Here is a 14414-nt window from a genome sequence, read left to right as displayed (position 1 = left end):
AGTAAAATGCCTTACTTTCTGATGCTGCAAATATATTATTTGTTGCATATCAAACCAAGACAAATGTTCAGAAATTTTATTAATTGATGTTTTTTAATCAACGAATTGTTAGTTTCCGTTTTGCTTTTTCAATAAAGTTCTTAGTGTTTCGGGATTCATCCTGTTATTGAAAAATGTAATCAAGTAAACTTTATTATTTTCTCTGTCTTCTTTATAAAATAGAGAAACATTTTTGTGTACCAAACCTTTTCGAATTCCTAACGCTTCATTTGCATATAAATGGGTAACTCGTCTGTTTTTGATTTCTTCTAACACCCCATTGGTTAAGTCTTTGAAGGTTTTTATTTCCTTCATTGTCCATCTCCTTTTAAGGTTTTCAAGAACCTCCAAATATGTGACCTTAGCTAGTTTTGTCCAAACTATTTCCATTCACTAAATACCGTAAGCTTCATTAATCTCTTTCATTACTTGCTCATGAGTGAATGTATTCCCTTCCTCAATATCTTTTAACCCAGCTTCAATCAATAATTTTTCTGTTTCAGAGATATCACTTGACCAGTCAGAAGCAGTAGAAAGGTTATTTTTCATATGCTTTATTTTAGAGATGATTGATTCGTCTTTAAGGCTCATCAACCACTCCACTAACTTATATTTTTCTAATTGAATGTCCATTGTTATTAGGTATTGTTTTGTTACAAAGATAACGAATATTGCCCAGAGTTATTTCGCTTCCTATAGACTATCTTTGATTATCGCATAAGCATTGTCTAATCAAAATAGGGGAACAGTCTAGGCTAGTGCTTTTCATAGGACACGGTGTCAGCCACTGGCTTTTTCTTCATATTCTGGACAGTCTAATCTAATCTCTCGGTTTAATAATTCTTTTTGAAGTAAATTACAATAATCCGATTCCTGGTTTTTTTGATAAAATTTACAGCCATAACAAGTCCGCTGTACGCTCAAAATTCCGTATCGGTTTAATTTATAAATTAATTGGCTTAAAGTTCCGAATAAACTCTCTAATTCGGGTTGCGAAAAGCTGTCAACTTGTTTTTTTAATGGGCTTGAGAAATCATAGGTTTGAGATATTATATCATTTCCCAAATCGGATAACGAAATTGAATAACTGCGACTATCGGATGATGAAAAGTCCTTTACAATGAATCCTTTTTTATCCAAAACCCTAACTGCATCGCTTACAGTTGGCTTGGTCACATTAAATTCTTTGGCAAGATGGCTGACATTGCACAATTCTCTCTTGTGAAAAGCTATGAAAATGAGTATCTGAATTTGAATCGGACTTAAACCGACCAATTTGGCTTTTTCCCATAGCAGGATTTTAAATACTTCTGAAACTCGTTCCAATCCTGCAACGATTTTACTTGAAATATCCTTTTGTTGTTGTTCTGGGTTGAATGTACTTTTCTTCATAAAAAAAGCCTGCCGAAATTTGTCCGACAGGCAAAGTTAGTAATCCTAATTAAATTAATTACAATTTTCCATTTCAATAATTGAATAACCATTTTTTTCAATGGATGCAATTATTTCTTCTGTAGCCTGTTCAATATGACAAAGACGACATTCTTTAGCGGTTAATTGTTCTGTTTTAACTGACTTGGATTGTAGATAATGTTTACCAAAGTTAAATATGGTCTGTTCGTCATTTATTTCACTTGGTACGAGAATATCGAAGTGCATAATTTTCCCATCTTCTATTTTTACATAAGTGTCCCAAACTGCTACTTTCATTTTATTGGTTTTTCACCTTATATGGTAATGACAAATCTCCACTTGCCACACTAAAAACTTCGTAAACTCCGAGCATAGGTAAATTTTCATTACTTGTATTTACTTTCATAAATGCAGTAACACCATCACAACTAAAGTCTGTTCTATTGTTCATACGATAATCTGGTACGACTACCTTTATAGTGTTGTTTTTAGTTGTAACAGGATAACCTGGTGAATCCATATACATTGGCATTCCTGGGTTTGTTGGTGGTAAAACAACTGTTTCATCTGCTTTCTTAAATTGTTTAACCGAAAGACCTCCATCAACTCTTTTGTCCTCGTGAAGAATTACCCAATGTGGATGCCAAATAATTCCATCGTTATCAAATATTTGGTCACTATTCTCGTCCCATAATGGTGTGTCATCAAAATCGGGATGTGATGTTAGAGCAAGTGCAACAATTCCGTCCGTTTGATTAAAGCCAACATCACTAGGTTTTAAACTTGTTGGAAAAACATACCCTAAAACTGTCGCACCATCAAGTTGACCAACTTTGGTAGGTGTTGTTTTTCCTGCTGTTCCATCTACAGTTATTTCCCAAATAGTAACGCCTAAATCGGATTCGTGTACTACACTAACTTCATTAATCTTGAAGTTGTCATTTTTATATTCGCTTTCTTGAGCACAAGATTTTGTTGTGCTTAAAAGCATCGTTGCTGAAAGTAATAATAGTATTGATTTCATTTTGATTTGTTTTAAGAAGTTAGGACTTCCTTTAGTGTTAGGAATCCTAACTATTTGTTTTAAAAATTAACCTTTTACACCTGCCATCGAAGCACCAAAATTGATATGTAATGTATTGCCATTTGGTGTTACCAATGCTGGGACAGATTTAACACCAGCTTTTTCCGCTTCTAAAATTCGTGCTCTATTTTCGCCAATGTTAACAACTTCAACATTGTCGGCACCGACTAAATTAATAATGTCGTGTTCTGCACTTACGCAAACTGGACATCCTGCGTGATAGAAAATTGATTTACCCATTTTATTATATTTTTAGATTAATGCATTATTGCCCTACAAATATAGTAAGGATTCCTAACTACACAAATTTTAAGTAATCTTTTTTGAAATAGTGTGCTTTATTTTTTAGTTAGAGAGTTTATTGCGTGCAGTTTTTTCAGCTTCCAACTAACGTCAAATATTAAGTTCTGATAATCAAGTGATTGCTAAAACCGACGTCTTCAGGTTTAATCTCAAATTTAATTATATTTTTTTTAATTCTGTTGACCAATTTTAATTTCCTCTTTTGGTCAAGATACAAGTATGCTTCTGGCGGATTATAATCCCGTCCTTTAGCAAGCATATTCCAAATGATAACAGCGAGTTTTCTTGCTGTAGCACTTATAGCGGTGGCTCGTCCTTTTTTATAATTTATTCTTTTGAAAAAATCATTAAGATGTCCTTCTTTTAAATTTCCAATGGTATTTGCAGCAAGTCTAAAAGCTCTTTTTAATCTATTGCTTCCTTTTGGTAGGTATGTGGTTTTCTACGAAAAAGGAGGCTATAGTGGAAAGGACGGACAAAGTGAGCCACCTCGGGCTGATAAAAGTGAGCATAGCAAACCAAGTGCTCAAATTTGATTCTTTGGTGGTTTAAAGTTAGTGTTTTTTAATTGATTTCTTTCTCATTTATTCACCTTGGATATCGATTCTGTGAGCTGAGTGTACTAATCGATCCAAAATTGCATCTGCAATGGTCTGTTCTCCTATGATTTGATGCCAGGCTTCAACAGGGAATTGTGAGGCGATAATGGTACTGCGCTTGCCGTGTCTATCTTCGATAACTTCCATAAGTGCTTGTCTGTTTTTGTTCTCCGTTATCTTTTTCAAGAAACTTAAAAAAGAAACCTGTTCCTGTGGAAGTATTTCCGTTATTTAATACAGTTTCAATTCTTACTGTACTATGCTGTATTTGTTCTGAAATTGTCATTTTTGTCATATTATGCCTAACGTGTTTGTGTATGATTTGCGTGGTTTAAGCAACTAATTTAGCAAATAAAAACTGAATAGAAAATCCGCGAGGATTTTCGTAAGTAGGCTGGAACCAAGCAATTAATCATAGGATACGTTGTTGTGTGTTCGTTACTTTTAATAGCGTATATATCAGTGTGATAAAAAATTAATTCATTTTAAATGTTAAATATATTTTACATGGTGTAAAAAATATATAACTTTGTGTCATAATTAGTTAACATAATTAAAAAGAATAAATAATGTCTATACAAGTACAAAAAGCAGTATTTAATTTCGTTACGACCATTTTATTATTGGGAGGATATCTATTTTACGTCTTTGGAATTCAAGGAGATATTAATCTGTCGAAGGTTTTAGATATTCAATTTTGGGGAATTTTCATATTAAAATTGACAGTGCTAATGGTTGTGGCAAAAATCATCTTGTTTATTTTGTTTGCAATTTTCAAAAAAGTAAAGAACAGAAATATGGATGAAGAAGATTTAGAATTTATGGATGAGCGAGATAAGCTCATAGAAATGAAATCAGATCGTTACAGTCATTGGATTGCCATGTTTGGATTTGTGGCTTCAATGATTCCTGTTTCAATGAGTTATTCAGTCCAGTATATGTTTATAACTATTTTGATTTTTGGTTTTTTATCAGCTCTGATGAGTGACGTTTGGAAAATATATTTCTATAATAAAGGAGCTTAAGATGATTAAAGATCATATTCAAAATAAAGTTAGAACCCTACGTTTTTTTAAAGATGAAATGACACAACAACAATTGGCGGATGAAGTTGGGGTGACAAGACAAACATTAGCAGCTATTGAGAGTGGGAAATATTCTCCATCACTTGAACTTGCCTTTAGAATAGCAAACGTTTTTAAAGTCACTTTGGATGAAGTATTTACTTATGATTCGTCAAAAGACAAATTCAAAAGGAGAAAGAAAAATAAATGATTAAAGCGTATGTGTTCAAAACGAATAGAAAAGATATAAAATGAATAAATCAAAAGAATTTTGGGATAAGGCTTCAAAGAATTATGATAGAACGGAAGAGCGTTTTGAACACATTCATAAAAAGTCTAGAGATAATACCAAAAAATATCTTAGGGGCAATAATATTGTTTTGGATTATGGATGTGGGACAGGTACAACATCTTGTGAACTTGCCAATTATGTGAAAGAAATCCATGCTATTGATATATCATCAAAAATGATTGAAATAGCTAAACAAAAAGCTATCGATGGTAAAGTTGAAAATGTAAATTTCTCACAAACAGATATTTTTGATAAAATATATAAAAAAGAATCGTTTGATATAATTCTAGCCTTCAATATGTTGCATACGGTACCTGCCCCAGAAAATGTGGTGCAAAGAATACATGAGTTATTAAAACCTGAGGGGTTATTTATTTCTGTAACCCCCTGCTTACGAGATAAAATGTCATTTTTAGTTAGTATTCAGATTCAGCTTGTTCGGATATTGTCTAAAACTGGAATTATTCCCATTCCTATAAGAAGACTTAAAAGTATTGAATTGGATGATTTATTGGCAAATGGCAATTTTCAGACCGTTGATTCTGAAAAGATATATAAAGGGGCATCTAGTTATTTTGTTGTAGCAAAAAAGAAAAGCTCAGAATAAGGAGAAATGAATTACGAACTATAATGATCTTTAATTAGTTGATTATAATGACACACAACGTAGCGCGTGTAATAATACGGTGTTAGGCACAGTTTTTATTCTTTTTTTATTTCTCCATTTTCGTGAAACAGAGTTCTTTTTGTTAAAATTCCGTCATTATCATAATTAGAAATTTCTTTTATTTTTCCGTTTTGATAATATCTTTTTAATTCTCCAATTACAAGTCCGTTTTTAAATTCAGCGTTAAGTCGAATTGTTCCGTTTGAGTAATATTCAGTTTCAATTCCGTCACAAGCCTTTGAGCAATTCATAAACTTATAATTAGGAATTAATCCAAGTTTTTTAAGTTGTTCTTTACTCGTGCCTTTTTTATAAGAAAAATTAGTTTTCTTTATGTATTCTTCAATTCTTGGTTTAATTATAGTGTCCGAATTGATTAGTTTGTCAATTACAATTTTATGTGTTTCTCCAATTTCGGTTGCGACAAGTTTATACTCTCCTTTGGTTTGAAGAATTATTGTTCCGTCAAAGTCCGATATATTATATTCTGTTCCATCTTTTTCAAGATGATAATAAGTACTTCTTTCAATTTCGTTAGAACAAGAATCTTTCAAAAAAAGATTGAATTTTATTTCTTGGCTAAACCCAGAAATGGTAGAAAAAAGTAATATTAAAATCGATAACTTCATTGGTTTGTCAAATTGTGCCTAACGTGTTGTGTATGGTTAGTTGCTTGGTTAAGCAACTAATTTAGCAAATAAATAACAGATAGAATATTCCGCAGGAATGTTCGTAAGTCGGCAGTAACCAAGCAATTAATTATACACGGTGTTGCCATTTCGTTGTTTTTTTCGTATATTTAAATATGAATTTACCAGAAGAATTTTATCAGATAACAATTTTAATTATTGCTATAAGCGTGCTTTTTGGTTTTGTAATTTACTTTACCAGAAGAGGGAAGAATTTCCGTAGCAGTAGAAACAAAAGGGCAAGAAGACAATTATAATCAGCTGAAACCTCTTTTTTGTTTGAATCAGTTCAGTTAACGGAATAATCCGCAAACTTTTTCAATTCCGATTGAGTAAGCAATTCCGCAACTTGCTAAATTCCGCACACAGTTCGATTTTTTGTTTTCAATTCAGATTCCGATTCCGCAAACGAGCTAAAAAGTCCGATGTGATTTTTATTCCACATTTGAGTGAGAAATCAGCACAATTTTAAAAATTCAGCAACATAATTTTTCGGTTTTTACTTTCTTAAAATTCAAAAAAATAACTACATTTTTTTCCGTTCAGAGTGCGTTGCGCAATGAATGGCAACGGTTGAGCTATGAACAGTACGGGGGCAAACTAACGTTTACTTTCCGCCACGCAATTAGCCAAACCTTTTTGTTTTGCTTTTTCTTTTTTTATTTAATGCCAAATCCAAAAGGTTTGGCGGTGTTGGTCGATATTCCGGGTTTATATCTTAAGCAGCTAAGCACGTATTGTTTATAGGTTGTGTTGAACGAATCCTCCCTACCGGTCGGAAGCCCATCTCCGAGTCTTCGAAGGGGAGTTCTTTTGTAAATATAATAGATTTATTAATTTGTATCTAAATTTTAAAATGAATATTATGTTTAAAAAAAAGTAAAACCATTGCTGAACGCGCTTTTGATGAAGTTGCAGGTTTCAGTACCCTTCAAGACAAGTTGGAGCAAAGTTTTTCCATTAATGGCAAAGCCAAAAGCACCTTAAACAATTACCTCAGGTGTTTGGCTCACCTTGCTTTGCATTATAAGCAGAGTCCCGAAACACTCTCTGTAGAAAGCATTGAATCTTACCTTTATTACTGCCAAAAACTTCACAAAACGCCTTCTGAAAGTTTCTTTAAACACACCATTTTCGGTCTTAGAGCCGCCTATAAGGTTATGGGTATGGCGGGTAAACGTGTGGCGTTACCTCAAATTAAACGCGACTTAAAACTGCCGATAGTTTTGAGCCAAGATGAAGTGAAACGTCTTTTAAAAGCGCCCAAGCATCTAAAACACCGTTTAATTATTGGCATGCTTTACGGCTGCGGACTTCGTAGCTACGAGTTGTGTGACTTAAAACTGTCAGACATCGATTTTGATCGGAAAACCGTATTTATTCCCAAGAAAAAAGGGAAGATTGATCGTTATGTACCTTTAAGCAAGTTCTTAATCAGAGGGCTGAATACGTACATCAAAACTGAAAATCCTCAAATCTATCTTTTTAACAGTCAGGTCACCAAACAAGGAAAGCCTCAAGGGCTTACCACCAATGGCATCCGCTGGGTAATTAAAGAAAGCCGTAGTAAAATAGGCAGTTCCAAAAAGATAACCGCCCACACCTTTGCCACACATTTGTTGGAATACGGTGTAAACCTAGTGAGTTTAAAAGAACTTTTGGGACATGCGCATATTGAAATGACTTTAACCTATCTGCATGTGGCCAATCTACCCAGTGGTTCGAAATTTTCTCCACTGGACAAACTCTACGATTAATGCGTTCCCGACATACGGTCGCTGACATTTTAGAGATGGAACAGCTACAGCTCAGCAACTTGAGCTTGACCTCTTGGCATTACCGAGCTTTGCAGGCCATCAGGAGGTGCCGCACCAAAGCGATGGGCGGTCATATTGATAAATGCGATTGTTGCCACGCATTGCACATCAGTTACAACAGTTGCAGGAACAGACATTGCCCAACCTGCCAAGGACATAAACGTGAAGAGTGGATTCGGGCACGAGAAGGCGAACTTTTAAATGTTCCTTATTTTCATTTGGTGTTTACCATTCCAAGTGAGTTTAACAGTTATGCTTTGAGCCACGGAAAAATAGTGTACGGTAGTTTGTTTAGGGCAGCATGGCAGACTTTACAGCAATTTGGCAACAATCCCAAACACTTGGGTGGAAGCATGGGGATGATTGCAGTGCTGCATACTTGGGGTCAGAATATGAGTTTGCACCCGCACTTGCACTGCATTGTGCCAGGGGGTGGTTTGAGTCAATCTGGAAGATGGAAAAAGGCAAAGAACAATGGTAACTACTTGTTCAATGTAAAATCCATGAGCCAAGTGTTTCGAGCAAAATATATAGCAGAACTCAGAAAGAATGACTTAAAAATTCCTCAGAAAACATACAATGATCTGTTCGGTAAAAAATGGGTGGTTTATGCCAAACAACCTTTTAGAAGTCCAAAATATGTGATAGAATACTTGGGTAGATATACCCACAAAATAGCGATTAGCAACCATCGGATTAGGGATGTGGATTGTAAAAATAAGAAGGTCACTTTTACTGCCAAGGATTACCGTCGTGCTGGTAAGAAAACCAATTTAACAGTATCAAGTGCGGAGTTTATTAGGCGCTTTGCCATGCATATTTTACCCAAAGGATTTACCCGCATACGGCATTATGGCATTTTAAGCAGCCCTTGGAAAAAGGAGAAACTACCAAAACTACAAGCTGAACTGGCTACAGTAAAAATAGAATGTATTAAAACAGACAACCCCGTTTTGCACCGCCAATGTCCTGTTTGTAAAAAGGGAAGACTACATACCATTTTATTGTTTAATGAACGTGGACCACCCGAAAATTGGCGCGTTTTACTAAAAGACAAAAAATTGAATATGAGTAACTAAAAATCATTCTGCAAAAGCGGCCTGGCTTTGCTATGCCTTAACTTTAGAATGAATTGATAAAAAACAGAAATTTTAAGTTAAAAACTACTAAAAACCCACCAAGAATGTAAAAAAAAGTGATCTCTATACGCTTTGATCGCATCAATCGCATCGCAATCTCCAATCAACCTTCTATAAACGCATCGTTTTACCCATAGCACGGCAAATCAACCGGATTCGTCAACACAGAATTCAGCTCTGGCCTATCGGCGAGCCGAATTCTTAGTTATTAGCCACTGGCTTTGTTCTGTTAATATTTAATTAGTTTTTGTGATTCTCTAGGTTCTCAATAATTTTTAAAGCCACTGTCTTTGAAGATAAATAATTTTGTCCTGTAATTAAATTTCCATCTACTTCAACGTGTACAGAATTTCTCGGTGAATATTTAAAAATACCTCCGTGTTCTTCAATAGTTTTTGTAATAAAAAAAGGAAATTGCTTTAAATATTCAGCACCTTCTCTTTCAAATGCATCTGGATACCCATTTATAGTTTTACCTGCAACTAGAAACTTTCCATCTTTTGTTTTTAGATGAACTATGCCTGCTGTTCCGTGACAAACAGATGATATAATTCCATTTTTCTCTTCATAAATTGTCATTACTATTTTCTGAATGGCATTATTTTCAGGTACGCCAAACATCGCGCTTCCTCCACCAATATAATGTACAGCTTTATATTGGTTCGGGTTTATTTGGTTTGGATTTTTTGTGTTTTTTAGAGCATACATAAAGTCTGCATTATACAAGTAGGTTTTTTGCAAAGAATCTGTAGTGTTGATATATGCTAAAGGAATACTTCCACCTTTTGGGCTAACAAAATCAACTGTGTATCCTGCCTTTTTAAAGGTATCATAGGCATTTACTATTTCAGAATAACTATTTCCTGTTGGTAATTTAGAATCTCCATAATAGTGTGCATTTGAAACAATAAAAAGAATTCTATTGCTATTAGCATTGCTTTTTTGGCTATCGGCACTTTTGCTAATTATTTTCCATTCATTATTAATTTTTTTCAACAAAAACATATCTATGTATCTTGTATTCTTTGCAGGTATCACTATTTCAGCTTTTGCCATCGCAATATTGTTAAAATATTCTATGGATAAAACATTTCCCGTTCTCCCATTAAATTTTCCAGGAGTTGCCTTTGTATACCAACTCGTATATTCAGAAATAGGAACGGTCCAGAGTTCGTCCTTATTTTTTGTTAGATATAAATTAGCTTCGGGATAAAACGCTTTTTCAATGAGTTTGGTATTATTATATGAAGTCCCATTGATATAATTTAGTAAAGTGTTTTTTATCCGACTTTCATCTGTTTGAGAAAATGTTTGACTACTAATTAATACAGTAGCAATAACTAAAAGTAAATATTTCATAAGATCTGTTTTTAATTGTTAAATAACTTTTAAGCAATATTAAAACAGTAGCCATTATAAAACCTTAAAGATTTATACATTGAAACTCCTAATGTATAAATCAGGAATATAGAAACTATGTAGAACTTAAATATTTGGAGGGGGTAGTATTGGTGATTTTTTTGAAAGCAGTATAGAAAGTGCTATTAGAGTTAAAACCACACATTTCTGCAATAACTTCTATTTTTAAATTGGGTTCTAATTTCAAAATTCTTTTTGCTTCTTTAATTCTGTATTCGTTAATATATAACGAAAAGTTTTTGTTTAGATTATCATTTAGTAATTGAGAAATTAAATGAGAACGAATATTTAAATCTTTAGCAAGTTTAGTTAAAGTTAAATTAGGATTTTTGTATAATTCTTGCTCTTGTATAGCTTGGTCGATTTTTAATAATAATTCACTCGCATCATTTGCATTAATTTTATTATCAGCATATTTTTCTTTTTTATTGGAAGTTTTTCTTTTGAAATAGATAACTAATATTGATAGATATATTGAAAATGAAAAAGTTATTGCTCCCATAATATATGAAGTATAGGATGCGAAAAAGTAAGAAAGCCAGATTATTAAAACTCCTATAAATACACTTATGGCAAAAATTTCATCATAATTTAAACTAGTTTTCGATCGAATACTTTTTTTAAAAACAGGTTTTATAAGTGTTATAGATGCAATAATATACAAAAGCCATTGGTAATTAATTACTTTATAGAAGACTGTTCCCCATAAATCTGGATTTGTTTCATAAGGATAAAGAATTCCAACTAACAATACCAACAAAAGTAATATGACTAACTGAAAAATAAAGTACTTTGTATGTTTTTTAGAATTTGATAGTTTAGTTCTTAAAAAAAAATACAAGAACGGTCCAATAAAAATACAAGCAGACAAACCTATTTGCAGATAAATTTTTGATAAGTTCGGATTAAAATAGAAAAAAATAGATTTCCAAACTCTAATGCTCAAAACAGCCAATAAGGCACCTAAAAAATAATTTGAAGATAGCTTTGCTTTTTTGAACACCAAAAAATAGATACTTAAAACAAGACTGTTAAAAGCACCTAATGCACTGAAAAAAAATAAGAGGTTGTTATCTAAATTCAATTTGTAATTTTAGTTTCATCAGCTTGTGGCTAACTGTTAGTATATGGCAAGTAGGGCAGTAGAAAGCGATAAACTTTCAAGTTTGCACTGAGCCAAATCGTTTATTTTGTTTTTAAATTACTCATTCTTAAAAGCCAAATCAACGATTTGGCGGTGTTTCAAATAACTACCAAAGTTTCACAAACCACCGAATGCCCTATTTGCTATATACAGTGTGTGTGCCCAGCATGGGCATCTTTTATTTACGGAAAGGTAAATAATTAATCTAGAGGGTGCAAGTCCCTTATGTACAGGAGTAACGTCTTGAAGCATTAGTAAGTCGCAAGGGTGAAAACCGTGAGGTTCTATCTGAAGGAAGCGGAACTACAAAACTCGGTACTGACGAACAGAAATCGTATACAGAGGCATATTTACTTGGGTAAGCAAGCACATCATTGTAACGCCCAACGAACACCAAAAGGGTAAATATGTAGATACGGCAGTGATTGAGAGAAAGAAGATGTCATTACCTGGGGAGGTCTCCAAAACTACGAGTTGGTTATTTGGAGAAGTCAGCAGAGGTCATAGTACCTACGGGAAACGAGTTGAGGCAATACCTCAGATGGTCTCACAAGTAGGGAAGGACAGAACATTAAATTACGTTGGAATTCGATTAGGATGCCTAGCTAGCCTAGTTTTAAACCAACAGGAGTACACGAATTATTAAACCTATGATTGAAAACGTATTATCAGCAACAAACCTTTTTAAAGCAACACGACAAGTGGAGCGCAATAAAGGCGCGAGCGGTGTAGATGGTATGAAAACAACGGAGCTTTCCGCTTATATATTAGAAAACCGTTCGACTATACTATCGACTATTCGCACAAACAGCTATAATCCAAATTCAATATTAGGAGTAACCATTCCAAAAGGACAGGGTAAAACCCGACTATTAGGAATACCAACTGTAGTCGATAGGTGGCTTCAAAAAGCGGTAAGTCAACAATTAATGGTTCATTTTGAATATGATTTTGAACCCGTTAGTTACGGTTTCCGTCCACAAAAGAACATCCAAAAAGCAGTATTACAAGCTCAAACGTATATCAATTCTGGTTATCAAGATATTGTAGATATTGATTTAGAAGGATTCTTTGACCAAGTAGACCACTGTATCTTACTGCAACTTATTTACCACAAGGTAAAATGTCCGACCACTTTGCGATTAATCCGAAAATGGCTTAGAGTTCCCATATTAATAGATGGAAAACTCCAAAAGCGCAGAAAAGGCATCCCGCAAGGCAGTCCAATTAGTCCCTTATTATCTAATATTATGTTAGATGTTTTGGACAAAGAAATGAAAAGCATGGGCTTGCGTTATGTTCGCTACGCTGATGATTTTAGCGTTTACGCCAAAAGCAAAAGCGAGGCTAAACAAATAGGAAATAGACTGTTTGTCTTCTTAAAAGATAAACTTAAATTACCTATAAACAAAGCCAAAAGTGGCATCCGCAGACCTGTAAACTTTGAGTTACTCGGGCATGGTTTTGTACCCATCTATAAAAAGGGTGTAAAAGGACAATATGTACTAGTGGTAGCCAATAAAAGTTGGGCAAAGTTTAAACGTAACCTAAAAAGTATAACCAAGAAAACCAAACCCATGTCGTTGTTAGAACGACTCGAACGACTTAATCAAGTCTGCCGAGGCTGGATGAACAATTACCGCTTAACCAACATCTATGCAAAAAGTAAAAAGCTAGATGAGTGGCTAAGAAATCGGTTGCGCTATTGTATTTGGCACGATTGGAAGAAACTAGAACGGAAACGTAAAAACCTAATTCAATTAGGTATAGAAATCGGACAAGCCTATGCTTGGAGTAGAACAAGAATGGGAGGCTGGGCAGTTGCTCAAAGTCCTATTCTAAAGACTACTATTACAGTCTCTAGACTTAAACGAAAAGGGTATAAACCTTTGTTAGATTACATTAATAATACGCAAACTTCAATTTGGTGAACCGCCGTATACGAGACCCGTACGTACGGTGGTGTGAGAGGCGCAGTGACGACTTTTAAGTCGTCACCCGTCTACTCAATTGGCATTAGTACTTTTCGTTTTTTTGTTCAAAAGTCAGTTTTAATCCACAAAAGTTTCTCTGATAATATCTTTGCATTTCTGTATTTCAGATTTCGATAATTGGTCAAACTTTTTTATTATTCGAGATTTGTCAATTGTCCGAATTTGGTCGATTGCAATCATTCCTTTTTTTCCGTTATGCTTTACTTTAATTCTGGTTGGATAATTTTTCAAGTTCGTTGTCATTGGTGCAACTACGATTGTTCTTAAAAACTTATTAATTTCGTTTGGCGAAACAATTACACAAGGTCTTGTTTTTTTAATTTCGCTACCTATTGTTGGGTCAAGATTTACGAGTACGATTGAATACTGTTCTAATTCCATTCCTCAAAATTTTCGTCCTCAAAGACATCATTGAATAATAATCGGTCATCATTATTTTCACGCATCTCTTCAAACGCTTTTCCCCAATTTTTTCTTGGGCTATCAATTGGCTTTAGGATTATTTGTCCTTTTTCTAAAATCATTTCGACTTTGTCTTTTATGTTGTATTTTTCCAAAATAGTCTTGCTTAAACGCAGACCTTTTGAATTTCCAATTTTTATAATTGCTGTTTCCATAACTTTGTTTTGTAATTACAAAGTTAGTACATTTTTTTCAATCCGCAAAGTTTTTCTGGTATTAATGGCAACGGTCTTGTATAACGCAAGTGGCGTGGAGTAAGGACACGTTCTTGTCGGTTTTGTGGTTTGTT

General features: G+C 33.9%; 19 protein-coding genes and 1 pseudogene. 7 read left to right on the top strand and 13 right to left on the bottom strand.

The annotated features are described in order from the left end of the window. Positions 1-108: 108 nt before the first annotated feature. The 6 genes from FAF07_RS11515 to FAF07_RS11490 form a co-directional block, all read right to left on the bottom strand. Positions 109-354 (bottom strand): hypothetical protein, encoded by a 246-nt coding sequence (locus tag FAF07_RS11515; protein WP_142785242.1) that lies wholly within the window; start codon positions 352-354, stop codon positions 109-111. Positions 355-432: 78 nt separating this feature from the next. Continuing rightward, positions 433-672, bottom strand: a complete 240-nt coding sequence (locus FAF07_RS11510) for a hypothetical protein (RefSeq protein WP_142785241.1) — start codon at positions 670-672, stop codon at positions 433-435. 147 nt (positions 673-819) lie between these two features. Beyond that, a complete protein-coding gene (locus FAF07_RS11505; RefSeq protein WP_142785240.1) occupies positions 820-1431 on the bottom strand; it encodes a MarR family transcriptional regulator in 612 nt (203 codons plus the stop codon). Between the two features lie 54 nt (positions 1432-1485). Beyond that, positions 1486-1749, bottom strand: coding sequence for a DUF2024 family protein (locus FAF07_RS11500; RefSeq protein WP_142785239.1), 264 nt, complete (start codon positions 1747-1749; stop codon positions 1486-1488). Position 1750: 1 nt separating this feature from the next. Continuing rightward, the gene (locus FAF07_RS11495) at positions 1751-2476 is read right to left on the bottom strand and encodes a hypothetical protein (protein ID WP_142785238.1); all 726 of its coding nucleotides are present in this window, start codon (positions 2474-2476) and stop codon (positions 1751-1753) included. Positions 2477-2542: 66 nt separating this feature from the next. Next, positions 2543-2776, bottom strand: coding sequence for a thioredoxin family protein (locus FAF07_RS11490; RefSeq protein ID WP_142785237.1), 234 nt, complete (start codon positions 2774-2776; stop codon positions 2543-2545). 398 nt (positions 2777-3174) lie between these two features. Here FAF07_RS11490 and FAF07_RS11485 point away from each other — a divergent pair, with 398 nt between their 5' ends. Further along, on the top strand, positions 3175-3375 hold the full coding sequence (locus tag FAF07_RS11485) for a hypothetical protein (RefSeq protein ID WP_142785236.1): 201 nt from the start codon (positions 3175-3177) through the stop codon (positions 3373-3375). A 48-nt stretch (positions 3376-3423) separates the two neighbouring features. Here the strand turns inward: FAF07_RS11485 and FAF07_RS11480 are convergent. Both FAF07_RS11480 and FAF07_RS18565 read right to left on the bottom strand, forming a co-directional pair. Then, positions 3424-3597 (bottom strand): annotated as a pseudogene (locus tag FAF07_RS11480) (ATP-binding protein); the annotation flags it as partial. After that, the gene (locus tag FAF07_RS18565; RefSeq protein WP_185956565.1) at positions 3566-3724 is read right to left on the bottom strand and encodes a hypothetical protein; all 159 of its coding nucleotides are present in this window, start codon (positions 3722-3724) and stop codon (positions 3566-3568) included. The pseudogene FAF07_RS11480 and the gene FAF07_RS18565, both read right to left, overlap by 32 nt. Before the next feature lie 283 nt (positions 3725-4007). On the opposite strand from FAF07_RS18565, the gene FAF07_RS11475 reads away from it, so the two are divergent. From FAF07_RS11475 to FAF07_RS11465, 3 genes are read left to right on the top strand one after another with little or no spacing between them, the layout of a single operon-like run. Further along, the gene (locus FAF07_RS11475) at positions 4008-4463 is read left to right on the top strand and encodes a hypothetical protein (RefSeq protein WP_142785235.1); all 456 of its coding nucleotides are present in this window, start codon (positions 4008-4010) and stop codon (positions 4461-4463) included. Between the two features lies 1 nt (position 4464). Further along, entirely contained in the window at positions 4465-4713 is a 249-nt protein-coding gene (locus FAF07_RS11470) for a helix-turn-helix transcriptional regulator (RefSeq protein WP_142785234.1), read from the top strand. A 40-nt stretch (positions 4714-4753) separates the two neighbouring features. Then, on the top strand, positions 4754-5401 hold the full coding sequence (locus FAF07_RS11465) for a class I SAM-dependent methyltransferase (RefSeq protein ID WP_142785233.1): 648 nt from the start codon (positions 4754-4756) through the stop codon (positions 5399-5401). 95 nt (positions 5402-5496) lie between these two features. Here the strand turns inward: FAF07_RS11465 and FAF07_RS11460 are convergent, their stop codons facing one another. Then, complete coding sequence (locus FAF07_RS11460) at positions 5497-6090, bottom strand: toxin-antitoxin system YwqK family antitoxin (RefSeq protein ID WP_142785232.1); 594 nt, start codon at positions 6088-6090, stop codon at positions 5497-5499. 1064 nt (positions 6091-7154) lie between these two features. Between FAF07_RS11460 and FAF07_RS11455 the strand changes: the two genes are divergently transcribed. Beyond that, positions 7155-7907 (top strand): tyrosine-type recombinase/integrase, encoded by a 753-nt coding sequence (locus FAF07_RS11455; RefSeq protein WP_246067692.1) that lies wholly within the window; start codon positions 7155-7157, stop codon positions 7905-7907. Further along, positions 7907-9046: an IS91 family transposase gene (locus tag FAF07_RS11450; protein ID WP_142785219.1), complete on the top strand. Its 1140-nt coding sequence runs from the start codon at positions 7907-7909 to the stop codon at positions 9044-9046. The genes FAF07_RS11455 and FAF07_RS11450 overlap by 1 nt, the downstream gene beginning before the upstream one ends. 300 nt (positions 9047-9346) lie before the next feature. On the opposite strand, the gene FAF07_RS11445 is transcribed toward FAF07_RS11450, so the two are convergent. Both FAF07_RS11445 and FAF07_RS11440 read right to left on the bottom strand, forming a co-directional pair. Next, positions 9347-10465: a nuclear transport factor 2 family protein gene (locus tag FAF07_RS11445; RefSeq protein WP_142785231.1), complete on the bottom strand. Its 1119-nt coding sequence runs from the start codon at positions 10463-10465 to the stop codon at positions 9347-9349. A gap of 115 nt (positions 10466-10580) precedes the next feature. Then, positions 10581-11609 carry a helix-turn-helix domain-containing protein gene (locus tag FAF07_RS11440; RefSeq protein ID WP_142785230.1) on the bottom strand — a complete coding sequence of 343 codons (1029 nt, stop codon included), beginning with the start codon at positions 11607-11609 and terminating at the stop codon, positions 10581-10583. A gap of 710 nt (positions 11610-12319) precedes the next feature. On the opposite strand from FAF07_RS11440, the gene ltrA reads away from it, so the two are divergent. Beyond that, complete coding sequence (ltrA, locus tag FAF07_RS11435) at positions 12320-13600, top strand: group II intron reverse transcriptase/maturase (protein ID WP_142783376.1); 1281 nt, start codon at positions 12320-12322, stop codon at positions 13598-13600. Between the two features lie 120 nt (positions 13601-13720). Here ltrA and FAF07_RS11430 read toward each other — a convergent pair whose 3' ends face one another. Continuing rightward, entirely contained in the window at positions 13721-14044 is a 324-nt protein-coding gene (locus tag FAF07_RS11430; RefSeq protein ID WP_142785229.1) for a type II toxin-antitoxin system PemK/MazF family toxin, read from the bottom strand. Continuing rightward, positions 14035-14280, bottom strand: a complete 246-nt coding sequence (locus tag FAF07_RS11425) for an AbrB/MazE/SpoVT family DNA-binding domain-containing protein (RefSeq protein WP_142785228.1) — start codon at positions 14278-14280, stop codon at positions 14035-14037. The genes FAF07_RS11430 and FAF07_RS11425 overlap by 10 nt, the downstream gene beginning before the upstream one ends. Between the last annotated feature and the right edge of the window lie 134 nt (positions 14281-14414).

The organism is Changchengzhania lutea (assembly GCF_006974145.1).
Classification (GTDB): domain Bacteria; phylum Bacteroidota; class Bacteroidia; order Flavobacteriales; family Flavobacteriaceae; genus Changchengzhania; species Changchengzhania lutea.
The sequence above is the reverse complement of the archived record's forward strand: the minus strand, read 5'-3'. Positions and strand labels throughout refer to the sequence as shown.